Genomic DNA, 23,539 nt, shown 5'->3' with positions numbered 1-23,539 from the left:
AACTCGGGTCGACAGCTATGCATGGGACCCGAGTAAGCGCTAAAGCGCTAACTCGGGTCGACACAGGAGAAATCATATGAGCGATAAAAAAATCCGTTTGTCCGTCAAGGGCGTGAACAAGCGCTTTGGCGGCCTGCAGGCCCTCTCCGACGTCGGTCTGCAGATCGAGGAAGGGACGATCTACGGTTTGATCGGCCCGAACGGCGCCGGCAAGACGACCTTCTTCAACGTGATCACGGGGCTGTACACGCCGGATTCCGGCGACTTCAGGCTCGATGGCACGAACTACACGCCGACCGCGGTGTATCAGGTGGCGAAGGCGGGGATTGCGCGAACGTTCCAGAACATCCGTCTGTTCGGCGGCATGACCGCGCTGGAAAACGTGATGGTCGGGCGTCACGTGCGGACGAAGCACGGTCTGCTGGGCGCGGTGTTCCAGACGCCGTCCGAGCGCAAGGAAGAGCGCGAGATCAAGGAGCGTGCGCTTGAACTGCTGGAGTACGTTGGCGTGCTGCAATACGCGGACTACACGTCGCGCAACCTGTCGTACGGTCACCAGCGTCGTCTGGAAATCGCACGTGCACTCGCGACCGATCCGAAGCTGCTCGCACTCGACGAGCCGGCTGCAGGGATGAACGCGACCGAGAAAGTGGAACTCACGAAGCTGCTCGACAAGATCCGTTCGGACGGCAAGACGATCCTGCTGATCGAACACGATGTGAAACTGGTGATGGGCCTGTGCAACCGCATGACAGTGCTCGATTACGGCAAGGTGATTGCTGAGGGTCTGCCGCATGACGTGCAGAAGGACCCGAAGGTGATCGAGGCTTATCTCGGCGCGGGGGTCCACTGATGGCTACGGCAATGTTGAAAATCAAGGGCCTTCAGGTCAATTACGGCGGCATTCAGGCGGTCAAGGGCATCGACCTCGAAGTCGCGCAGGGCGAGCTGGTCACGCTGATCGGTGCGAACGGCGCGGGCAAGACCACGACGATGAAGGCCATCACGGGTCTGAAGCCGTATTCGGCTGGCGACATCGAGTACATGGGCCAGTCGATCAAGGGGCTGCCGGCGCATGAACTGCTCAAGCGCGGTCTGGCGATGGTGCCGGAAGGCCGTGGCATCTTCGCACGCATGTCGATTGTCGAGAACATGCAGATGGGCGCGTACCTGCGCAACGATACGGATGGCATCAAGAAGGACGTCGATCGCATGTTCGGCTTCTTCCCGCGCCTGAAGGAACGTGCGACGCAGTACGCGGGCACGCTCTCGGGCGGCGAGCAGCAGATGCTGGCGATGGCCCGCGCGATCATCTCGCGCCCGAAGCTGTTGCTGCTGGACGAGCCGTCGATGGGTCTGTCGCCGATCATGGTCGAGAAGATCTTCGAAGTGGTGCGTTCGATTTCCTCCGAAGGCATGACTGTGCTGCTGGTCGAGCAGAACGCGCGTCTGGCGTTGCAGGCGGCGAATCGTGGCTATGTGATGGACTCGGGTCTCGTCACGATGACGGGTGACGCGAAGAAGATGCTCGATGATCCGAAGGTGCGGGCTGCTTATCTGGGTGAGTAAGCTCACCTGTTAATCTGCTGGTTGTGTGAAAAAGGCTGCATGCGCACTCGCGCATGCAGCCTTTTTCGTTTTCGACGCGCTTCTAGCGTGTCGCGGTCTCGTCGGGCGTTTCGATTACCGACGCATCCGCCACTGCGCCGAGACGTTTGCCGAGACTGATGACCTCATCCATGCGATAGCCGAGCGCCTCATAGAAGCCGCGCACGTCGGCCCTGGTCGACAGCACCTGCAGGTTCACCTTCGGACAGCCGAGCGCTGTCAGCGCCGTTTCCGCATGCTCCACCAGGCGCGTACCGATGCCGCATCGTCGCATGATCGTATCGACAGCAAGCGAGTAGAGCCAGCCGCGATGTCCGTCGTAACCCGCCATTACGGACCCGACAATTCGACCGCCGGTCTCGGCGACGAAGAACAGTTCGGGCTGCGTCGCGAGCTTGTTCGCGATCGACAGGCGCGGATTACGCTGCGGCCGGGTGACGTCCCGATACTCCGGAAACGCGTCCTGCCACAGCGCGACGACGGCATCGGTATCGGCGGCATCGAAGCGGCGGATCGAAGGCATGTCGGTCGTTGTCATGCGGGTGCGCTCGCGGGCGATTAAAGCGAGTCGAGAATCGAACGCAGCATCGCCATCATCTGGTCGATCTCTTCGTTCGTGACGTTGAGCGCCGGCATGAAGCGCAACAGGTTCGGACGCGCCGCGTTCAGCAGCAGGCCGTCGGGCTGCATCAGACGTGCCTTCTCGACGACCTGTGTGCCGATATCCTTGCCGAGCAGCAGCGCCCGCAGCAGACCTTCGCCCCGCTCACCGAGGAAGCCGCGCTCTTCCGACAGCTCCAGCAGCTTCGCGCGCAGATACTCGCCGCGCGCCCGCACGCCTTCGAGGAAGCCCGGCGCCGTCAACTGCGAGATCACCGAATAACCGACTGCCGTCATCAGCGGATTGCCGTTGTACGTGCCGCCCTGATCGCCGGCGTCGAACACCTGGACTTCGGCTTTCGCGAGCAGCGCTGCCAGCGGCACCCCTCCGCCGATGCCCTTGCCGAGCGTCATGATGTCCGGCTCGATGCCCGACAGTTCGTACGCGAAGAGCGTCCCCGCACGGCCGCAGCCACTCTGCACTTCATCGACGATCAACAGCAGGTTGTGCTGCATCGTCAACGCGCGCAGTTGCTGCATGAATTCGCGCGTCGCAGGGATCACGCCGCCCTCGCCCTGGATCGGTTCGAGCATCACAGCGACGGTTTTCTTCGTGATCAGCTTCTCGACCGATGCGATGTCGTTCAGATCGGCCTTCGGGAACCCCGGCACCTGCGGTGCGTAGATCGTGTCCCAGCCCGGCTTGCCGCTCGCCGACATCGTCGCGAGCGTGCGGCCATGGAAGCTGTGATCGAACGTGATGATCTCGTACGCGCCGTCCTTATGCTTCTTGCCCCATTTGCGCGCGAGCTTGATCGCGCCTTCGTTGGCCTCGGCGCCGCTGTTCGCGAAGAACACCTTGTCGAAGCAGCTGTGCTGCGTGAGCAGACCTGCCAGCTTCGCCATCGGTTCGTTGTAGAACGCCGGCGACGGATTGATCAGCGTGCGCGCCTGTTTTTCGAGCGCTTCGATCATGCCCTCGTTGCAATGACCGAGGCTGTTGACGGCCCAGCCCTGAATGAAGTCGAGGTAGCGCTTGCCTTCGTTGTCGTAGATCCACGAGCCCTTGCCGTGCGTGAAAACGATTTCGGGCCGGTTGGTGATGTACATCAGCGACTCGATCGGATACTCATTGAATTTCATGGCGGCGGGGCTCCATTCGAAGCAGTGGGGTTGAACAAGGGACCGGAAAAACAAAAAGCCACGGAGGTCCGTGGCTTTCATGATTCGAACAGCTTGCACCCTGTGTAGGCGCGAATCCGTGACGAAGCCAGCGGCGCCCCTAAGGGAGCGGCGAGCGGCGGCGTCGAAGTTCGGACTGGATGCGGTTCATTCGCGAAAGAATACGACAACGCGCCGGGCGGTGTAAACCACGAATTTTGAGTCGGGGAAGGTTTTTTGCTCGAGAAAGAACGAAGTGCGCCGGGTGAGCAGGCCGCAGCTTTGCTCAGCCGTATCAACGCACTTCGTCCGTCAGTTGAAGTTCAAACCGGATTCGCCAGATCGGCCGCACTGGTGAACGAGTCCGCATAGAACTCGTCTTCCGGCAGCTTGTGATGCGCGGTGAAATCGCGCTGTGCCGACTCGACCATCACCGGTGCGCCACACGCGTACACCTGATACCCCGACAGGTCCGGCAGATCCTCGATCACTGCACGATGCACGAAGCCCGTGCGACCCGTCCACGCATCGTCGGCATCGGGTTCGGACAGCACCGGCACGAACGTGAAGTTCGGCACGTCCTTCGCCCATTGCCCGGCGAGTTCGAGCAGATACAGATCCTTCTTGCGACGCGCGCCCCAGTAGAGCGTCATCGGCCGGTCGATGTTCTTGAAGATCGCGTGTTCGACGATCGCCTTCAGTGGCGCGAAACCCGTGCCCGAAGCGAGCAGCACAATCGGCTTGTCCGAATCTTCGCGCAGGAAGAACGTGCCGAGCGGCGCTTCGAAGCGCAGGATGTCGCGCTCTTTCAGCGTGTTGAACACGTGATCGGTGAACACACCGCCTGGCATATGGCGGATGTGCAGTTCGACCGGACCTTCGGCATGCGGCGCGCTCGCCATCGAGTAGCTGCGGCGCTTGCCATCTTTCAGGATGAATTCGAGGTACTGGCCGGCGAGATATTGCAGACGTTCATTGGCGGGCAACTGAAGCTTCAGCACGACGACGTCGTCGGCCTTGCGCTCGACTGCGTTGACGCGACACGGCAACTTCTTGACCTGTACATCGCCGACCCCTGCTACTTCGCGGATATCGACTTCGAGGTCGGAGCATGCCGTCGCGCAGCACAGGAGCGCCATGCCACGGGTCTTTTCATCGTTCGACAATGCCGACGACGAATGCGGGCGCTGCTCGATTTTGCCGCTCACGACCGTGCCCTTGCACGAACCGCACGCGCCGTTCTTGCAGCCGTACGGCAGACCCACGCCCTGGCGCAGGGCCGCGATCAGCACGGGTTCGTCGGGTTCTACCTGGAACTGCCGGCCGCTTTGCCGGAGTGTTACGTTAAATGCCATATGTCGATCGGAAACGAAAAGTCGGTAATCGGTGCGCGCCGTACTTGACGGCTACAATGCGTCCACCATGAAAGCGACACGAAATCTGCGCCGGCCGCGCGTGCTGATCGTCGGTTGCGGCGATGTCGGCATGCGCTGCGTCGAACTGCTGCGCCCGCGCGCGCACATCTTTGCCCTGACGAGCCACGCTGCGCGCTGCGCCGAGCTGCGCGCAGCGGGTACCTCACCGCTGGTCGGCGATCTGGACGTACGTCGCAGCCTGAAGCGTCTCGCGGGCCTGGCGCCCACCGTGCTGCATCTTGCCCCGCCACAAAAGACCGGTGACGACGATCGCCGCACGCGTGCACTGCTCGCCGCGCTCACGTCGCGACGCATGCAGCCCGCGCGCGCCGCTGTCACGCCGGTCGCGCGGTTACGGCGTTCGCGCCCCGCATGGATGGATCGCGAAACGTCCAATATTGTACCCGACCGGGGTGTCCGGCTTGCCCGATCCGCCGCGCCGCTGCGCGTCGTCTATGCGAGCACGACGGGTGTTTATGGTGACTGTGGCGGCGCGTTGATCGACGAGACGCGCACCGTGCAGCCGGCGAACGATCGAGCGAAGCGTCGGGTGTCGGCGGAGCAGCAGTTGAGGCGGGCCACCGCGCGCGGATCGGTGGCGGCCACCGTGGCGCGGATTCCTGGCATCTACGCAGCTAACCGGTTACCGCTCGCGCGGCTCGAGAAGGGGACGCCCGCACTAATCGACGCCGATGACGTGTACACCAGCCACATCCATGCCGACGATCTCGCGGCAATTCTCGTTCGGATGTCGACGCACGGCAGGCCGGGGCGCGTCGTGCACGCATCGGACGATTCGGAGCTGAAGATGGCGGCGTATTTCGATGCGGTCGCCGATGCGTACGGCCTGGCGCGCGCGCCGCGCGTCACGCGCGAGCAGGCTGAGCAGATACTCGAGCCGATGTTGCTGTCGTTCATGCGCGAATCGCGACGTCTTTCGAACGCGAGGATGAAGCGCGAATTGCGCATGCGTTTGCGCTATCCGACAGTGCAGGATTTTCTGTGGGCGAACAGGCAGCCGCACGACTAGCAATGTCCAGCGACGCCAGTCGTCGGCGGTCCAGCGCGCGGCTCGCTGACGCCGTCTGTTGTTGTGTGCTTTGATGGTTGCGAATGTCGGTCAACTGCGTGTCCCGCGGACAACGCGAACAACGCGGTTATCGCGATCAAAATCGCCAGTACCACTCACGTAATCGCGGGCAGCGCTTCCAGCAGTACGAAGCACAGGATTGCGCCGACCAGCGCGCCGATGAGGCTCGGAGGATATCGGTGCCGCAGACGTATCATTGCCAGCGCACCGATGACGAGGACGACCCCGAAACACATGAACGCGATCGTCATGGTTGAAAGTTCATAACCATCGTGGATGATCATGGCGCCCCTCCTTGAATACTTTTTAATCGTTGTTTAATCGAGTATAGGGCGAGTTGAAAGGAAGGGCATGCTGCGTCGCAGCGCAATGCGTCCCTTTTTGTGCGGCAGTGTGAGGTGGATAACGCTTGGGCAGAAAGGTGGCGGAATTCACGCCGTCGCCTTCCGTGTTTACCCCGCCCGCAGGGCAGCAAGACCGGCTTCGTCGAGCCATTCCCACGTACCTTCGGCGAGCGTGGATGGCAACGCCAGTCCACCGATGCGCTCCCGATGCAGTGCTTCGACGCGATTGCCCGCCGCGGCCACCATGCGCTTCACCTGGTGATACTTGCCTTCCAGCACCGTGAGTTCGAGCGCGTGTTCATCGCGCGCCTGTGCGGCGACCGCAGCGACCGGCGCCGGCTCGCCATGCAAGAGGACGCCGTTGCGCAAGGCGTCGAGTTGCGCGTCATCGAGCGGGTGGCGCGTGGTCGCGAGATACACCTTCGGCACCTTTCGTTTTGGCGAAGTGAACGTGTGCACGAACTGGCCGTCGTCGGAGAGCAGGAGGAGGCCGGTGGTGTCCTGATCGAGGCGTCCGACGCACTGCACGCCGCGCGTCGCGAACTGCGGCGGCAGCAGGTTGAAGACGCTCAGATGATGCTGCGGATCGCGCGAGCATTCGTAACCCGCGGGCTTGTTCAGCGCGATGTACGCGTGCTCGTGATAGCGCCAGGCGGTATCGTCGATGACGAATGTCAGCGTGTCGGTGGGGAAGTCGGCGTCGGGATCGGCGCAGACGACGCCTTCGATCGACACATGGCCGCCGGTGACCAATGCGCGGCATTGACGTCGTGAGCCGAAACCCTGGGAAAACAGCACGCGTTCGAGATTCATTGAGGAGCGGAAAGACGGAAAAGCGGCGGAGCGAAATGCGGGTGAGCGCGAGCCGGCGACGGACCGCAGCCCGTCGCATCGCGTGCATTCTACCCGGCGTGCGTCGCGCCTATTTGCTCTGCGCCTTCGCCGCCTGCTCGATCAGCGCCGCGACTTCAGCGGGATGCGACATCGGCGCGAGATGGCTCGACGGCACTGAAACGATCGTCGCGCCGATGCGTTTCGCCATCCATCGCTGGGCTTCCGGCGCCACCGCGCGATCCTTCATGGTCACCATGTACCACGAAGGCTTCGACTTCCACGCGGCCTGAGTCACGGGTTCCCCGAATGCCTTGCCCGAAACCGGCTGCTCGGCGGCGGCGAGGATGCGCGTTTGCGTCTCCGGTACATCAGCGGCGAAGTCCCGATGATATTTCGCCGGATCGAACCACAGGAAGCCGGTTTCGTCGGGCTTGATGCTTTCGCCAGCGGGCGCCGACGGGCCGTGCTTGAACATGTCCATCGTCGATTCGCCGACATCCGGCGCGATCGCCGTGATGTACACGAGGCCGACCACGTTCGGCGCATCCGCGCCCGCTTCGGTGATGACGGTGCCACCCCACGAGTGGCCGACTAGGATCGTCGGGCCGTTTTGCCGCGCCAGCACGCGTTTCGTGGCAGCGACATCGTCGGCGAGCGAGCTCAGCGGGTTCTGCACCGCCGACACGTGATAGCCCTTCTTCTGCAGCAGGTCGATGACGCGGTTCCAGCTCGAACCATCGACGAATGCGCCGTGCACGAGCACGACATTGCGCACAGGTCCGGAGACTGATGCGGACGGTGGCGTAGAGGGGCTGGCCGGCGCGGCCGTCTGGGCGTTGACGCCTGCGGAAACACACAGGGCGCACAACAGGACAACGCGAATCAGATGTTTCGGCGACATGGCATTCCTTTCGCTGAACCGGAATGCCGACCTTACCGAACAGTGCCGACGGTAGCAAGCGGCGTCTTCGCGGGCCGGCCACGTCGTAACAGGAGCGCGCGCCGTCTTCCGGCGCCGGCCAGCCGCGAACGGCTCGCGCGGTAAAATCCAAGGTTTCGCCGGGCGTACGCAGCCACCGCTTCCGGCAACCGGTTTCCATACAGCGGAGCGCAACACCTTGAATAGTCCACAGCAGCACGACGGCCTGAAACGTGGCCTGAAAAACCGTCACATCCAGTTGATCGCGCTGGGCGGCGCGATCGGCACCGGCCTTTTTCTCGGCTCGGCAAGCGTATTGCAGGCGGCGGGTCCGTCGATGATTCTCGGTTATGCGATCGGCGGCATCATCGCGTTTTTCATCATGCGACAGCTAGGCGAAATGGTTGCGCAGGAGCCGGTCGCCGGTTCGTTCAGTCACTTCGCCTACAAGTACTGGGGCGATTTCCCCGGCTTTCTGTCGGGCTGGAATTACTGGGTGCTGTACGTGCTCGTCAGCATGGCCGAACTGACGGCCGTCGGTACTTACGTGCATTACTGGTGGCCGGGCGTGCCGACCTGGGTCTCGGCACTCGTGTGCTTTGTCGCCATCAACGCGATCAATCTCGCTAACGTGAAGGCGTATGGCGAGACCGAGTTCTGGTTTGCGATCGTCAAGGTCGTGGCGGTGATCGGCATGATCCTGTTCGGCGGCTGGCTGCTGATCAGCGGACACGGCGGTCCGCAGGCGTCGGTCACGAACCTGTGGCGCGATGGCGGCTTCTTCCCGCACGGCTTCCATGGGCTCTTCATGATGCTTGCCGTCATCATGTTCTCGTTCGGCGGGCTCGAACTGATCGGCATCACCGCAGCGGAAGCCGATGAACCGCAAAAGAGCATTCCCAAAGCCGTGAACCAGGTGATCTACCGGATCCTGATTTTCTATATCTTCTCGCTGACGGTTCTGCTGTCGCTGTATCCGTGGAACCAGGTGGCGTCGGGCGGCAGTCCTTTCGTGATGATCTTCTCGCAGATCGGCGCAGGACTCACGGCGCACGTGCTGAACCTCGTCGTGCTGACGGCGGCGCTGTCGGTCTACAACAGTGGCGTGTACGCGAACAGCCGCATGTTGTACGGCCTCGCGGAACAGGGCAACGCGCCGCGCGCGCTGCTGAAGGTCGACCGCCGCGGCGTGCCGTATATGGCGATTGGTCTTTCCGCGCTCGCCACGTTCGCCTGCGTAATCGTCAACTATCTGATTCCCGCCGAAGCGCTCGGCGTGCTGATGGCGCTGGTCGTCGCGGCGCTCGTGATTAACTGGGCGCTAATCAGCCTCACGCACCTCAAATCGCGCAAGGCGATGGTGCAGGCAGGCGAGACGCTCGTCTTCAAGTCGCTCTGGTATCCGGTCAGCAACTGGATCTGCCTCGCGTTCATGGCGATGATCCTCGTGATTCTCGTGATGACGCCCGGTCTCTCCGTTTCGGTGTTGCTCGTGCCAGTGTGGCTGATCCTGATGTGGGCCGGTTATGTGGCGAAGCGCCGCTCGGCTGCGAAGCTTGCGCAGGCGGGTACCGCGTAGGCCGATCCGGTTTCAACCTTGCCGGGCCGGACGCCGCGCAGCAAAAGGGCCTGCTGGATGATCTCGCCACGCAGGTTCCGCTCGGGCGCGCCGGCGCACCGGATGAGATCGCAAAGGCCGCCGTGTTTCTCGCGTCCGACGACGCGGGTTTTGTGAACGGCATCGAACTGTTCGTCGATGGCGGGATGGCGCAGATTTAAGCGTCGTTCCTGTTTCGCGAAGCGATAGAGAAACGGCGGCCACATTCCGGTGGTTGCCGTTTCGCATTGCGCGTTGTTTTCGCGTTGTTTGGATACTCAGGCCTGCACAGTCGGCTTTAACAGATCCGCGATACCGATGCGGCCCGCGAACTCGACGCGCTTTTGTTCGCCGAGCGCGATGACATCGGCGGCGCCGTCGTCGATGAAGTCGATTACCGTGCGCGCCGGACGTGTGCCAGCCGGAAGATCGACGACGCGCGCGATTTCCTCGGCGACCGCAAGCGGATCCGCATCCGCAGGCGACAGGGCAGAGAGACGCGCGCCGACCTGGTCGAGCAGGCCGTCATAGCGGGCGTATTGCGCGGCGGTCGCTTCGTCGGCCGGCTTGCCGGCGTTCGGGAAGTGCGCCGTGCCGCTCGTGAACGCACCCGGCACGACGATCGACGTTTCCACGCCGAAGCGCGCGAGTTCGTATGACATCGTCACCGCGAACGAATCCATCGCTGCCTTCGCTGCGGCGTACGGACCCATGAACGGCGGGTAGCCGCCGCGCGTTGTCGTGCTGCTCACCCACACCAGCAGGCCGGACTGTTGCGCGCGCAGATGCGGCAGCGCGGCGCGGTTGACACGTTGCGCGCCGAGCACGTTGGTGTCGAACACACGGACGATTTCTTCCGGCGAGAACGCTTCAGTCGGTCCGATCACGAGGTGGCCTGCGTTATGCACGACCACATCGAGCCGGCCGCTCGCGTTGACGATTTCGGCCACGGCCTGATCGGCGGATTCCTGCGACAGCACGTCGAGTTCCACGGCGCGGATGTCGTAGCCGTTGGCGAATGCGTAGTCGCGCAGTTCGCGCACGCGGCCCGCATTACGGCCGGCGACGTCGCGCATGCTGGCGTACACCGTATGACCGTGTGCAGCGAGCGAGCGGACCGTGAGGTTGCCAATGCCGGTCGATGCGCCTGTGACGAGAATGACCTGTTTCATTTTTCTGCTCCTGGTGTGTCGGTTAGTCGCGGGCCGGTGCGCGCTTGCGCTGCGCTTCCGCCCGCGGCATGTCCTGAGTTCAGATGATTCCGCCATTGGCGCGCAGCGTCTGGCCGTTGATCCAGCTGCCGTCCGGGCCTGCAAGGAAGGCGACGGCGGCGGCGATGTCATCCGGCGTGCCGAGGCGTTCGAGCGGCGCTGCTTTGGCCAGCTTTTCGATGGCTTCCGGCGACTTGCCCGTGAGGAACAGATCGGTGCCCGTCGGTCCCGGCGCAACCGCGTTGACCGTGATGTTGCGGCCGCGCATTTCCTTCGCGAGGATGTTCGTCATCGTTTCGATCGCCGACTTCGTTGCGGCGTAGACCGTGTAGCCCGGGAACGCGAGACCCGTCACGCTGCTCGAAAAGTTGACGATCCGGCCGCCGTTGGAGAGACGGGTGGCCGCTTCGCGCATCGTGTTGAAGCTGCCTTTCAGGTTGATCGCGATGACGCGGTCGAACGTGTCGTCGTCGTGTTCGGCGAGCGGCTTCAGTGCGGGCATCACGCCGGCGTTGTTCACCAGTACGTCGACCTTGCCGAGTTGTGTTTCGACCATGTCGAACATTTCGCGCACCGATTTCGCGCTGGAAACGTCCGCCTTCACGGCGATGGCCTTGCCGCCGGCGGCTGCGATCTCTGCGACGACCTCAGCGGCTTCTTCAACGCGATTCGAGTAGTTGACGACGACAGTCATGCCGTCGCGCGCCAGACGCTTGGCGATGCTGGCGCCGATGCCGCGGGATGCTCCGGTAACGATTGCGATCTTGCTCATGGTTCTGCTCCTTCGTTGGGTTCGGAAGACATTCAGTGATGCTGTGAACGAATTCTGTTCCTTAGCGCAGGTTGGATAAATACAATAGAATTGCCATAACTGTGCAATATGGATCAACAATCGTATGGACCGTTTTCAGTCGATGCAGGTGTTCACGCGGATCGTCGAACTGAGCAGCTTCACGCGGGCGGCGGACGCGCTGGGCCTGCCGCGCGCCACCGTCACGCATACGATCAAGCAGCTGGAAGCGCGGCTCGGCGTGCGGCTGCTTCAGCGCACGACGCGCAGCGTCAGCGCGACGCTCGACGGCGACGCGTACTACCGGCGTTGCGTGCGGCTGCTGGCGGATCTGGAGGAAACGGAATCGGTGTTCACGGAGGCGTCGGTGAAGCCGAAGGGCAAGCTGCGCGTCGACATGCAGGCGACGCTCGCGCACGAGATCGTGCTGCCCGAACTCGCCGCGTTCTGCGAGTTGTATCCAGAGCTTGATCTGGATATCGGTTTCGGCGATCGCACGGTCGATATGGTTCGCGAAGGCTTCGACTGCGTGCTGCGCGCCGGGACGCCAAAGGATTCGACGATGGTCGCGCGCCGGCTCGCGGCGATGGAACAGGTGACGTGCGCGAGCAGCGCGTATCTAGACCGTCACGGCGAGCCGAAGACGCTGGACGATCTCGCGAACCACTGGGCGGTGAACTACACGCTGGCGTCGACGGGGCGCGCGTGGCCGCTCGAATTCATCGTCGATGGCACACGGCGCGAGGTCGAGATGAAGGGACGCATTTCCGTATCGAATGCGGACGCGTATTTCTCATGCTGTGTCGTGGGAATGGGGCTGGTGCAGGTGCCGCGCTATCACGCGATGCGGGCCATCGCGAACGGCACGGTGCGCGAAGTGCTCAGGAATTACGTGCTGCCGACGATGCCCGTGTCGGCGATGTATCCGCATCACAGGCAGTTGTCACCGCGGGTGCGGGTTTTTGTCGACTGGCTGGCCGGGTTGTTCGGACAATGGGACGCGGGTGCGGCGGGCGGGGCGAGAGGGGGCTGAGGATAAGGTCGGGGTCGGGCGCTGCGGTGCGCTGAATCGTGAGGGCTGAAAAGACAAAACCCGGGGCATCGTGACGATGGGCGCGGGTTTTTCGTCGCTGCTGCCGTTGTTGCTGCGTTTAGTACGTGAAGCGTACTGCTTGAAGCGATGTTCTGGTGCCAGGGCCGGAATGGAAAAATTCTCGCTATCGCTTTACTGGACTTGGTCCGAGGATTATTCGTTGAAGACATACCACCAAAAGTACCACCGGACAGGGCATGCTACCCCAGTCAAGCGGGGGCAACCAGGGATGCTGTGAGTGGAATGCGGAGGTCGACTATGCCGCGAACGGTTGTCCGTTGCAATTCAAGTATTCGGTTGGAGTGACGCCGACCACGCGTCGAAACGCGCGCCTGAAATTACCCGTGTCGCTGAAGCCGAGCTTCAACGCCACTTGCTTGATCGTCACACCGGGGGTGCGGAGCAGTTCACAGGCTCTTTCAAACCGCACTTTGTCCGACAGGTCGCGAAATGCCAGGTCTTCTGACCTCAGATGGCGGTCTATCGTTCGCGCGGATACATTGAGGCGGCGTGCGAGATCTTCCAGCGTCACTTGCTCGCCCTCGGCTGCGCGCAGCACCATCTCCACGTATTCCCCCCAGCCAAAATGGCCGGTTGCGGGGCGCGTGCTCATCAGGCTGCACTGCTCATCGACTTGCTGGACGACCAGCGCGTTGCCCATCGGCAGAGGTCTATCCAGCAGCTCGGCACTCATCACGGCGCGGACGCCGGGCAGCGCATTCTCGCAAAAATGAAACCGTATGGGCGCCAATGCCCGATAGCGTTGGACGTGTGCGGGTTCCGGCATCGACAGGTAAATATCATAGGCCGGAAGGTCGGCGCCAAGCAGCAATCGCACCTGATTCTGATGTGCGATGGCTATCACTTCAAGGACGAAACGCAGGGTCGCTTCGGGCATCGCGATCGTCGGCGTGAAGGTCGTTTCGCCTGGCGATCCGGGCCGACGCTGGTAGTGCATAGCAAAGGTCTCCGTCATCAAGTGGTAATGCCGGCTCGTCATGCACATTACTTCGTGCGCGGTATGGCAACTGAGCAGTCCGTAGCCAAGCAGGTCGTGCGAGTTCATCTTGATGAGCCGACCGAGTTCAAAACCGAGATCTTCCCGGCCCGTAAGTTCATTGGCTACCCGGACAAAGGCATTTACCTCGGTCGTTGACAGCGTGTTGTCGCGCCGATTGAAAGCTGTTTCATCGATCCCGGCGGCGGATAGCAGGCGCGCCGTGTCCACGCCCTGTGCGCGCAGGGCATTAAAAAGTAATACGAAATAACGCGCTGGAATGCGCCGTTGCGGTGCCGAAGTCATTTGTTGCTTCATCCCCATTTTGGAAATGGTATTCGATGAATCCCGCTTGTGAAAGATTGGGGATGTCCCTGAGCAAGAACCGGTAGTGACATGGCAGACGAAATCAGGGAAGTCCCTGGGTGTCCGGAAGTGATATGGGTATGTCAACCGCGGATATCGCCTGGCGAGCCACAACTGAAGATCATAGCCGGATCGTCAACGATGCGAACGAGTCTTTCAGGGTAGGGAAGAATATTGGGTCGTGAGGGTATCGCTCGCCGCTTGCCCGCATCTCCAGTCGTCTACGTAACGCGCTGCTCTTAGAGATGTCGCTCCGCTCGCGCTCACGCACGTCAGCGCCGCATGTATATCCCCGCCCCGTTTTGCTCACCCTGGCCGGCGAGCGGCTCCCAGCCACGTATCGGCGCTGGCCAACTCTGTCGGTCGGGAGAACGGGGCGAGGTCGCAGGCTCGTCTCAGGAATATCCCTGACGTGTCTCGAAGTGACCTGCCGATGTCGACTCCGGATGTCGTTTGACGCCGTGAGTCAGCAGATGATGACGGTCATAGTCACTGACCGGGAATATCAGATGAAGGGCCTGATGATGCAGCAGCCGTTACTTGTCTCGACGTTGCTTACGCACGCCGAGCGGCATCACGGCGAGCAGGAAATTGTCTCGAAGCGTGTAGAGGGAGACATTCATCGCTATCGCTATCGGGATCTTGCGCAACGTGCGCGGCGCATGGCGAATGCACTGGCGGGACTTGGCGTACTCTCCGGCGACCGGGTCGCCACGCTGGCGTGGAACGGTTATCGGCACATGGAGCTGTACTACGCGGTCTCCGGTTCGGGTGCTGTGTTGCATACGCTCAACCCGCGGCTGCATCTCGATCAGATCGTGTACATGATCGAACACGCAGAAAATCGCATCTTTTTCTTTGACGTCGATCTGCTGCCGGTCGTGCAGGCTATTGCCCCTCGTTTGACGAAATCGATGGTGTTCGTGGCGATGACGGACCGCGCACATATGCCGCCTTCCGAATTGCCGGAGCCGGTGCTGTGCTACGAGGATCTAATCGACGCTTGCGACGACGACTTCGAATGGCCAGTTCTCGATGAGAACGATGCCTCGTCGCTTTGTTATACCTCCGGCACGACAGGCAATCCGAAAGGTGTGCTGTACAGCCACCGTTCTACGGTGTTGCACACCTTCGCCGTCGCGCTGCCTGACGCGCTGAACTGCTCGGCATGGGACACGATCCTGCCGGTCGTGCCGATGTTCCACGTGAACGCGTGGGGCTTGCCGTATGTCGCCTGCATGGTTGGCGCAAAGCTGGTGTTCCCGGGTCCCTGGCTGAAAGGCGATTCGCTATATGAGTTGATCGAAACCGAGGGCGTCACGATGTCAGCCGGGGTGCCGACGGTCTGGCAGGGCCTGCTTGCGTACGTCAATGAACATCAACACAGCTTCTCCACGATGAGGCGCACGGTGATCGGCGGCGCTCCGTGCCCCCCGGCCATGATTGCGGAGTTCCAGGAAGCTCACTGCGTCGACGTGCTCCACGCGTGGGGCATGACCGAATTGAGTCCGCTGGGCACAGTCTGTTCGCTCAAGCCGCATCAAATTTCGATGTCGCCCGATGAGCGGGTGGCGATACAGGCGAGGCAGGGCCGCGCTGTGTTCGGCATCGACATGAAGATCGTCGGCGACGACGGTCGTGAGATGCCGTGGGATGACGTTTCCACCGGCGAACTGTTGGTGCGCGGTCCGTGGGTCGTCGATTCCTATTTCCGGAGCACCGATGCACCTGCCCATCGTGATGGCTGGTTCCCGACCGGCGACATCGCGAAGATCGACGCCGACGGCTTCATGCATATCACTGACCGCGCAAAGGACGTCATCAAATCAGGAGGCGAATGGATCAGTTCGATCGCTATCGAGAACGTCGCAAGCCAGCACCCGGACGTGGCCAGCGCCGTCTGTATCGGCGCGCGGCACAGCAAATGGGATGAGCGCCCACTGCTCCTCGTCGTGAGAAAGCCTGGCAGTGCCGTTGCTGCTGACGAGTTGCTGGCGTTCTTCGAAGGCAAGGTCGCCAGATGGGCCCGGCCGGATGCGGTCGTATTCATCGACACCGTGCCGCTCGGCGCCACAGGAAAGGTGTTGAAGAACAGGTTGCGTGATCAATTTCAGGACTACTTTTTGACGGCATAGTGCGGCGCGACAACGTCTTCGATGCAGTTTCGAGCAGCAAGACTTGCAGTTCATATCAAGCAAAAACCAGTAGAGGAGACGAAATGAAGATGAAGTTGGTGGGTGCGGCGGCACTTCTGTCATTCGCAGGGGCTGCGCACGCGCAGTCCTCCGTGACGCTGTTCGGCGCAATCGATTCGGGCCTGCTGTATCAGAATAAGTCGATTGCCGCGCCCATCCCAAGGGCGAAAAACCAGGGAAGTGTTTTTGCCTTCAACAACGGAGGGATCTACGCGAGCTTTTGGGGCATGAAAGGGACCGAGGATATCGGCGGCGGATATCACGTCAACTTCCGTCTGCAAAGTTCGTTCATGAACGGCAACGGGAAGTCAGGTCTTGCCGACACGGCTGGCGCTGCCTCGATTTTCAACATGGTGTCGTCCGTCGGCCTCTCCGGTCCGTTTGGAACGGTTACCATGGGCCGGCAATTCGCGCCGATGGCCCTGGCGATGGCGGAGACTGACGTTCGTCGAGGCAACTACTTCGGCAGTATCTTCACCGCCTGGATCGGCATGAACCAGGCCGCGGGCTTCAACTTCGCCAGCACTAACGGGCCGATCGGCGCCTTGTACGACAGCAACGCGATCGTCTACGAGTCGCCCAATTTTCACGGTGCAAGCGCTGCTTTGGAATACGCTCCAGGAGGCGTGGCTGCCAGCTTCCAGGGCGGCACGCGAGAGTCGGCCGTCTTGAAGTACGCGAACTACGGGCTCCACCTTACGGCGCTCTACTACAACGGCCACGATACGAATCCCAGTCCTGCAGCAACGACGCCGCCGACCGGAGTCAACAACAATCGCTACGCCTATTTTGGCGCGCTGTACACGATTCACGATTTCTCCGTGTCCGCTTCGTATGCCAACGGCAAGAACCCGGCGCATTCGAACCTGGTCAACCTCGACCTGTATTCGGCCGGCCTTGGCTATCAGTTCTCCCCCGCGTTTCAGGTCACGACCGGCGTGTACTACCTGAAAGACCGGAACAACTCGGCCAACAAGTCCACCACGGTCGCCGGCGGCGGCTCCTACAGTCTGTCGAAATCGACGACGCTCTATGCTCAAGTGGGCTACGTCGACAACAAGGGGAATATGGGCTCGATGATCAGCTACGGCCAGTTCGTGCCTGCCGGAACGTCAACTACCGCCGCGAACATCGGCATGCGTCACACGTTCTGACGCACGCAATGTCGCTTGAAAGTCGGGCGTGTGTGGTTGCACGCCCGACTGATTTCGCAACGAACGAACACGCAGTATTCTACGATGCGTCTTGCACCTCGAGCCTTTTCGTCAGGCGCAGGTACGGCGCGGAACGAGACGGGTCGAGCGCATCGAGCAAGTTGCCGACCCAGGCAATTCTCTAACCATGGTGAACCGACGAAGATGAGCCGCGCGTGCCGAGGGCGTTGCCGGACCGGCGTGCTGAAGTGGAAGTGTTTTTGGAGATCAAGACGGATGACTAACGCTGAACAAATGGAGAATCGCGCAATGAACGAGCGCACTCCGCGCAACTATCTCCCTCGCTTCAGCATGCTGTCGATGGGCGTGCTGGCTCTCGGCGGCAGTCTTACTGCGCAGGCCGGCGCCACGGGCGGCGAACTGCCGTTTCCCCGTCCCCCCAGCGCGAGCGTGGCGGGCACATCGCTGGACAACTCGACGCACCATTGGCGGCAAGAGCCGTCGCATCTGCGTGCCGGAGCGCCGAATGTGCTCGTCATCATGCTCGACGATGCCGGCTTTGCCCAATCCGATGTGGTCGGTGGCGAAATTCACACCCCGACTTTCGCCCGGATCGCGCAAACGGGCATCACGTACAACCGCTTTCACGCCACGGCCATCAGTTCGGCGACGCGAGCCGCGTTGCTGACCGGCCGCAATCATCATCGCGTCGGCAACGGAAGCATCAGCGAATTGATGACCGACTTCGACGGCTATACCGGCGTCATGCCCAAGAGTGCCGCCACGGTGGCGGAGGTGCTGAAGGACTATGGCTATAACACGGCGGCGTTCGGGAAATGGCATAACACCCCGCCTGGAGAAACCTCGACGATGGGGCCGTTCAACCACTGGCCCACCAGCTACGGTTTCGAGCACTTCTATGGATTCATCGGAGGCGAAAGCGACCAGTATCACCCGCACCTGTACAGCGATACCACGCCCTTGCCGGTGCCGAACGATCCCAAATACCACTTGTCGGAAGACCTGGCCAGGCAGGCCGTCAGCTGGCTTGATCAACATCAGGCCATCGAGCCGAACAAGCCGTTTTTCATGTACTGGGCGCCGGGCGGCGTGCATGCCCCGCACCAGGTCTGGAAGGAATGGGCCGACAGGTACAAGGGCAAGTTCGACAGTGGGTGGGACGCGTATCGAGCGCGTGCCTTCGAACGGCAGAAACAGCTTGGCTGGATTCCGGCCGATACGAAGCAGACACCGCGGCCGGCCGATCTGCCGGCGTGGGACAGCCTGAGCCCGGAAGAGAAGAAGTTTCAGGCACGACTGATGGAGGTTTATGCCGGATTCCTGGAACACACGGATACCCAGGCGGGCAAGGTCGTCGACGAACTTGAACGGTTGGGCCTGCGGGACAACACGCTGATCTTCTATGTGTTCTCGGACAACGGCGCCTCGGCGGAGGGCATGCAAGGCTCGATCAACGAGTTAATTGCGACAAACGGTATTCCGACAACGGTCCGGCAGCACATGGACGCGCTGAACAAGTACTACGGCGGCCTGGATGCGCTTGGCGGTCCGAAGCTCCACGAGCACTACAGCGCTGCCTGGGCATGGGCCAGCGAGTCACCCTTTGTCGGCACCAAGCTGGTGGCGGGATATTTCGGAGGAACGCGAGTGCCCCTGGCCGTGTCCTGGCCCAAGGGGTTCCGGCACGATACCGTGGTGCGCAGCCAGTTTCTGCACGTCAACGACATCGCGCCCACCATCTATGACGTGGACGGGATTGCTCCGCCCGAAGTCGTGAATGGCCGCAAGCAGGAACCGCTCGACGGAATGAGTTTCGCCGACAGTTTGACCCATGCCGATGCGCCGACCCACAAGAAGCACCAATACTTCGAGGTACTTGGCAGTCGCGCCGAATACGCGGACGGTTGGATCGCTTCGGTCTTTGGGCCGCGTACACCCTGGAAAGCGGACTTTGCCGATTTGCTGACCCCGCAGGGAAAGCTGGCATTCCTGCTCGGCAAGCCTGCAATTGGTGACAAACTCGGTTGGCTGAAGTGGAATCCCGACAAAGACAAATGGGCGCTGTTCGATCTGAAGAAGGATTATTCGCAGTCGACAGATGTGGCCGACGCGCATCCTGAAAAACTGGCCGAACTGAAGAAGCTGTTTGACCAGGATGCCAGGGACAACCACGTCTACCCGATCGGAGCGGCGTTTTATGCCTTACTGCATCCCAACGATCGCCCGGGCGACGACGGCAGGACGGACTTTCATTTCACTCCCGACATCGGCAGCCTCCCGGAGTTCGCCGCACCCAATATTCGTTCGCGCAATCACCGCGTGACTGTGGACGTGGACGTTCCACCTCAAGCCAATGGCGTGCTCTTCTCGCTCGGCGATACAGGCGGTGGTGTCGCGCTCTATGTGAAGGACGGTCACCTCGTGTACGAATACAACGGAGAGTCACTGGTGCGCACGCGCATCCAGGCGCCGGAGAAGCTGCAGGCGGGACACAACGTCATCGAGATTGATTTCACGATGGCGGGCGGCGGGCGGGCTGCGGCAGCCGACGTCGCGTTGAGCGTCAATGGCAAGCCTGTTGCAAAGGGGCGCGTTCCCTACACGGTGCCGTTCGCGTTTAGCGCGAACGCAGCTTTCGAAGTCGGCGCGGATCATGGTTCGCCGGTGTCGCTGGACTTTTTCGACAAGACGCCTTTTGCCTTCAACGGCACGATTCATGACGTTCATATCCACTATACCGAATAGGCTCACAGCGTGACTCGATAGTGAATCCGCTGGCCGGCGCACGGACTGTGCGCTGGCCAGTTTGCCTGGTGTTCGGATGGCTGCGGCTACAAAGCCCAGCCATGCGGGTACCACAGCGTGCAGGAAGCGAAATGCAAGAATCTACCGAATCTCCCCAAGGCCTGCATCTGATGGCCAAGCCCATTGGCCCGCTCTGCAATCTCGATTGCAGCTATTGCTTTTACCTGGAGAAGGAAAGTCTGTTCCCGGCGCGCCAGCGCTTCCGGATGTCCGATTCGGTGCTCCGCAGCTACGTGCAGCGTTACATCGCGGCGCAGACGACACCCGAGGTGGAATTCACGTGGCAAGGCGGGGAGCCAACGCTGATGGGGCTTGATTTCTTTGAGCGCGCCGTCGCCTACCAGCGCGAATTTGCCGGTGACAAGGCGATCCGCAACACCCTCCAGACCAACGGCACCTTGCTGGATGACACCTGGTGCGAGTTCCTTGCGCGTGAGCGCTTCCTGGTAGGGTTGAGCCTGGATGGGCCGCGCGAGGTGCACGATTTGTACCGGCCCGACAAGCAGGGCCGCTCGAGCTTCGACGATGTCATGCGTGGCCTCGCGTGCATGAAGCGCCACGGAGTCGAGTTCAACGTGCTGGTGACGGTGGCACGCGACGTGGCTAAATACCCGCTTGAGATCTATCGCTTTCTGAAAGAAAGCGGCGTGCGGCACATACAGTTCAATCCCGTCGTGGAGCGAGCGCCGCGTCCACAGGAAATTCGCTTCGGCTTGTCCCATGCAATTCCCCCGAAGCTGTCTCGTCACGGGCAAAGCGAGACGGACCCGGCCAGTGCCGTGACGGCTCAAAGCGTCGAGCCCGAAGCTTACGGCGATTTTCTGATCGCTATCTTCGACGAATGGGTTCGTAACGACGTCAGACGAGTACATGTAATGAACTTCGAGTGGGCGCTAGCCGCCTGGTGCCAGGTTCCGGCTGGCGTGTGCCTGTTTTCCCCACGCTGCGGCAAGGCTGCCATCGTGGAGCACAACGGCGACGTGTACTCGTGCGATCACTTCGTGTACCCGCAATACAAGCTCGGGAACATACAGCACGACGAACCTGCGGCGATGATAACGTCGCCCGCCCAGCAGGCTTTCGGCCTTGCAAAGGAGGAATCGCTGCCGGACTATTGCCGAAAGTGCGATTACCGTTTCGCCTGTCATGGCGAATGCCCAAAGAATCGCTTCATGGCGACCCCGGACGGGGAGCCGGGCCTGAACTATCTATGCGCCGGCTACAAGAAATACTTCCGGCACGTGACGCAGTACATGAATGCGATGGCGAAGCTCCTGGGTCATGGTTTGCCGGCGTCGGCCATCATGCAGGCCTTCAAGGGACCGTTGATCATTCCGCTCGAGGCAACCCCCGAGAGAGAATAAGTAAGCAGGCGGAATGTTGTCGCATGCGTTATCAGAATTGAAATGACGTTATGTTGCCAATGGCTTGCTCGACGGCGCCGAGGTGAGCGGTCCGTTCATGCTGGCCGCATTCCTTGTCACGTGGATCGTGGTGACGGCGCTGGCTCACCGAATCGGCCGCGTGCTGGCCAGGCGCAACGCCTGAGGCGTGGTACAGATCCAACCTGAAGAAGGGCAGACATGCAACGAGACTATCAAGACGAAATTGCCGAGCTACACGCCGTGTTTGGCGTCCAGAAAGAAGCGTTCACAAGCGCCCCTTATCCGGGCGCCGACGAGCGGCAGCACAATTTGCGCAAGCTGAAGATTCAGCTGCGCCGCTATCAGGATGCGCTCGCGGAAGCCATCGACAGAGACTTCAGCGGGCGGGCTCACTCCGAGACACTGATGCTCGACATCCTGCCCACGACGCTGGAGATCAATCACTGCCTGCTGCATCTCAAGCGCTGGATGCGCAGCAGCCGGCGTGCGACCGAGTTGCTGTTCGCGACCAACAGCCTGCGCGTGACGTACCAGCCCAAGGGCGTAGTCGGCATCATCGGGACCTGGAACTTTCCGATCTATCTGTCGCTGGGGCCACTGGTGACGGCACTTGCGGCCGGCAACCGCGCGATGATCCTGATGCCCAGAAATATGTCGGCATCCACGGCTGTGCTCAGGCACCTGCTTACGGAAATCTTTCCGGAACACCTGGTCGCCGTCATTGGCGGAGAGTTGAAAGACCGGAACATCTTCACTTCGTTGCCGTTTGACCATATCGTCTTCACGGGCTCACCGGACGTCGGCAAAGTGATCATGCGTGAGGCTGCGCGAAACCTGACGCCGGTGACGCTGGAACTAGGCGGCAAATCTCCGGCCGTGGTGCTGCGTGACTATTCCATCGCCGACGCCGCGAAGCGCATCGCGCACGGCAAGGGTGTCAACTGCGGGCAGATCTGCGTTTCGCCGGACTACGCGATGGTGCCGCGCGAGTCTGTGGGGGCCTTCATTGAAGCGGTGAAAAAGTCCGCAATCCGTCTCTGGGGCGACAGGCCACAAGACAACGCGGAGTACACCTCGGTGGTGAACGAGCGCCAGGCCGGCCGCATCAGAAGCTTGCTCGAAGATGCCGGGAGAAAAGGCGCGACCATCGTGTCATGCGGCGGCGAGGGATCCGGAAGCCGCATCCCCTTGCATATCGTTACAGACTGTACCTCCGAGATGGCCGTGATGCAGGAGGAGATTTTCGGCCCGATCCTGCCGGTCATTCCCTACGATTCCGAAGAGGAGGTCGTGAGCTACATCCAAAGCCAACCGCGGCCGCTGGCACTGTACTGCTTTAGTCATAACGCCGACGCACGGCAGCGACTGCTGCGCCGGACGCACTCGGGTGGCGTAACAATTAACGATTGGGGCTGGCACGCGCTCAATCATGCCGCGCCATTCGGCGGCGTCGGCAACTCCGGCATGGGTAACTACCATGGCGAAGAGGGGTTCCGAGAGCTATCGCACGCACGCACTGTCTTTAAACGGCACCGGTTCTTCCCCATCGACTTGTTCTATCCGCCGTACGGCAACAGGGTGCAACGTCTCGCGCTGAGGCTGTTCATCGGCAAGAGCGACCCGAACGCCAGGCTGACCTGCGCAACGAGCAATGGGCGGATTGAAGCATGAAGGCAGCTAGATCCGCAATGCGTCGGCACCAGTCTTCAGGCCATACCAGGCGTGCGGCAGATTGATGCGACTCGTGTTCGAGGGCGGAGCCGGGCTGGCCCGCCGCTCGCCGGGTCGCCTGTCCCTTTGCTTTGATCCCTAGCCTGATATGAACATGGCGAACCCCGCTTGGGAATATCCCTGGGGTGTCTCGAAGTGACATGCCGATGTCGACTGCGGATATCGTTCGACGAGGTGAGGCACGGGATGATGGCGACATGTGCATGCGCTATTGCGCGTTTTC

At 61.5% G+C, this 23,539-nt stretch carries 19 protein-coding genes and 1 pseudogene; 11 read left to right on the top strand and 9 right to left on the bottom strand.

Annotated features, from left to right (window positions below; all coding sequences use genetic code 11):
• Positions 1–76: 76 nt before the first annotated feature.
• Both P3T21_RS03685 and P3T21_RS03680 read left to right on the top strand, forming a co-directional pair.
• A complete protein-coding gene (locus P3T21_RS03685) occupies positions 77–853 on the top strand; it encodes an ABC transporter ATP-binding protein (RefSeq protein WP_429254581.1) in 777 nt (258 codons plus the stop codon).
• Positions 853–1,569, top strand: a complete 717-nt coding sequence (locus P3T21_RS03680) for an ABC transporter ATP-binding protein (RefSeq protein WP_429254580.1) — start codon at positions 853–855, stop codon at positions 1,567–1,569. Before P3T21_RS03685 ends, P3T21_RS03680 begins: the two co-directional genes overlap by 1 nt.
• 82 nt (positions 1,570–1,651) lie before the next feature.
• On the opposite strand, the gene P3T21_RS03675 is transcribed toward P3T21_RS03680, so the two are convergent.
• The 3 genes from P3T21_RS03675 to P3T21_RS03665 all read right to left on the bottom strand — a co-directional run bounded on the left by P3T21_RS03675 (position 1,652) and on the right by P3T21_RS03665 (position 4,724).
• Positions 1,652–2,146 carry a GNAT family acetyltransferase gene (locus tag P3T21_RS03675; RefSeq protein ID WP_429254579.1) on the bottom strand — a complete coding sequence of 165 codons (495 nt, stop codon included), beginning with the start codon at positions 2,144–2,146 and terminating at the stop codon, positions 1,652–1,654.
• A 20-nt stretch (positions 2,147–2,166) separates the two neighbouring features.
• Positions 2,167–3,351, bottom strand: coding sequence for an acetylornithine transaminase (locus P3T21_RS03670; protein WP_429254578.1), 1,185 nt, complete (start codon positions 3,349–3,351; stop codon positions 2,167–2,169).
• A gap of 341 nt (positions 3,352–3,692) precedes the next feature.
• A complete protein-coding gene (locus tag P3T21_RS03665) occupies positions 3,693–4,724 on the bottom strand; it encodes a CDP-6-deoxy-delta-3,4-glucoseen reductase (protein WP_429254577.1) in 1,032 nt (343 codons plus the stop codon).
• 67 nt (positions 4,725–4,791) lie between these two features.
• Here P3T21_RS03665 and P3T21_RS03660 point away from each other — a divergent pair, with 67 nt between their 5' ends.
• On the top strand, positions 4,792–5,814 hold the full coding sequence (locus P3T21_RS03660; protein WP_429254576.1) for an NAD-dependent epimerase/dehydratase family protein: 1,023 nt from the start codon (positions 4,792–4,794) through the stop codon (positions 5,812–5,814).
• A gap of 155 nt (positions 5,815–5,969) precedes the next feature.
• On the opposite strand, the gene P3T21_RS03655 is transcribed toward P3T21_RS03660, so the two are convergent.
• The 3 genes from P3T21_RS03655 to P3T21_RS03645 all read right to left on the bottom strand — a co-directional run bounded on the left by P3T21_RS03655 (position 5,970) and on the right by P3T21_RS03645 (position 7,953).
• Positions 5,970–6,158: a hypothetical protein gene (locus P3T21_RS03655; protein ID WP_429254575.1), complete on the bottom strand. Its 189-nt coding sequence runs from the start codon at positions 6,156–6,158 to the stop codon at positions 5,970–5,972.
• A 168-nt stretch (positions 6,159–6,326) separates the two neighbouring features.
• Complete coding sequence (locus P3T21_RS03650) at positions 6,327–7,031, bottom strand: pseudouridine synthase (protein WP_429254574.1); 705 nt, start codon at positions 7,029–7,031, stop codon at positions 6,327–6,329.
• Between the two features lie 109 nt (positions 7,032–7,140).
• Positions 7,141–7,953 carry an alpha/beta fold hydrolase gene (locus tag P3T21_RS03645; RefSeq protein WP_429254573.1) on the bottom strand — a complete coding sequence of 271 codons (813 nt, stop codon included), beginning with the start codon at positions 7,951–7,953 and terminating at the stop codon, positions 7,141–7,143.
• Between the two features lie 217 nt (positions 7,954–8,170).
• Here P3T21_RS03645 and P3T21_RS03640 point away from each other — a divergent pair, with 217 nt between their 5' ends.
• Both P3T21_RS03640 and P3T21_RS03635 read left to right on the top strand, forming a co-directional pair.
• The gene (locus P3T21_RS03640; protein WP_429254572.1) at positions 8,171–9,550 is read left to right on the top strand and encodes an amino acid permease; all 1,380 of its coding nucleotides are present in this window, start codon (positions 8,171–8,173) and stop codon (positions 9,548–9,550) included.
• 14 nt (positions 9,551–9,564) lie between these two features.
• A pseudogene (locus tag P3T21_RS03635) lies at positions 9,565–9,750 on the top strand (SDR family oxidoreductase); the annotation flags it as partial.
• 96 nt (positions 9,751–9,846) lie between these two features.
• Here the strand turns inward: P3T21_RS03635 and P3T21_RS03630 are convergent.
• Positions 9,847–10,740, bottom strand: coding sequence for an SDR family oxidoreductase (locus P3T21_RS03630; protein WP_429254571.1), 894 nt, complete (start codon positions 10,738–10,740; stop codon positions 9,847–9,849).
• 79 nt (positions 10,741–10,819) lie between these two features.
• The gene (locus P3T21_RS03625; RefSeq protein ID WP_429254570.1) at positions 10,820–11,551 is read right to left on the bottom strand and encodes a glucose 1-dehydrogenase; all 732 of its coding nucleotides are present in this window, start codon (positions 11,549–11,551) and stop codon (positions 10,820–10,822) included.
• Positions 11,552–11,675: 124 nt separating this feature from the next.
• On the opposite strand from P3T21_RS03625, the gene P3T21_RS03620 reads away from it, so the two are divergent.
• Positions 11,676–12,602, top strand: coding sequence for a LysR family transcriptional regulator (locus P3T21_RS03620; RefSeq protein ID WP_429254569.1), 927 nt, complete (start codon positions 11,676–11,678; stop codon positions 12,600–12,602).
• Positions 12,603–12,918: 316 nt separating this feature from the next.
• Here the strand turns inward: P3T21_RS03620 and P3T21_RS03615 are convergent, their stop codons facing one another.
• Positions 12,919–13,965 carry an AraC family transcriptional regulator ligand-binding domain-containing protein gene (locus P3T21_RS03615; protein WP_429254568.1) on the bottom strand — a complete coding sequence of 349 codons (1,047 nt, stop codon included), beginning with the start codon at positions 13,963–13,965 and terminating at the stop codon, positions 12,919–12,921.
• A 569-nt stretch (positions 13,966–14,534) separates the two neighbouring features.
• On the opposite strand from P3T21_RS03615, the gene P3T21_RS03610 reads away from it, so the two are divergent.
• The 5 genes from P3T21_RS03610 (at position 14,535) to P3T21_RS03590 (ending at position 23,256) form a co-directional block, all read left to right on the top strand.
• A complete protein-coding gene (locus tag P3T21_RS03610; protein ID WP_429255153.1) occupies positions 14,535–16,160 on the top strand; it encodes a 3-(methylthio)propionyl-CoA ligase in 1,626 nt (541 codons plus the stop codon).
• A gap of 83 nt (positions 16,161–16,243) precedes the next feature.
• Complete coding sequence (locus P3T21_RS03605; protein WP_429254567.1) at positions 16,244–17,374, top strand: porin; 1,131 nt, start codon at positions 16,244–16,246, stop codon at positions 17,372–17,374.
• A gap of 240 nt (positions 17,375–17,614) precedes the next feature.
• On the top strand, positions 17,615–20,140 hold the full coding sequence (locus tag P3T21_RS03600) for an arylsulfatase (RefSeq protein WP_429254566.1): 2,526 nt from the start codon (positions 17,615–17,617) through the stop codon (positions 20,138–20,140).
• A 131-nt stretch (positions 20,141–20,271) separates the two neighbouring features.
• A complete protein-coding gene (locus P3T21_RS03595; RefSeq protein ID WP_429254565.1) occupies positions 20,272–21,564 on the top strand; it encodes an anaerobic sulfatase maturase in 1,293 nt (430 codons plus the stop codon).
• Positions 21,565–21,783: 219 nt separating this feature from the next.
• Positions 21,784–23,256 (top strand): coniferyl aldehyde dehydrogenase, encoded by a 1,473-nt coding sequence (locus tag P3T21_RS03590; protein WP_429254564.1) that lies wholly within the window; start codon positions 21,784–21,786, stop codon positions 23,254–23,256.
• The last annotated feature ends 283 nt before the right edge of the window (positions 23,257–23,539 follow it).

The sequence above is a fragment of the Paraburkholderia sp. GAS334 genome, from assembly GCF_050436625.1.
Classification (GTDB): domain Bacteria; phylum Pseudomonadota; class Gammaproteobacteria; order Burkholderiales; family Burkholderiaceae; genus Paraburkholderia.
Note: the sequence above shows the minus strand (reverse complement) of the source record. Positions and strands in the feature narration are given on the sequence as shown.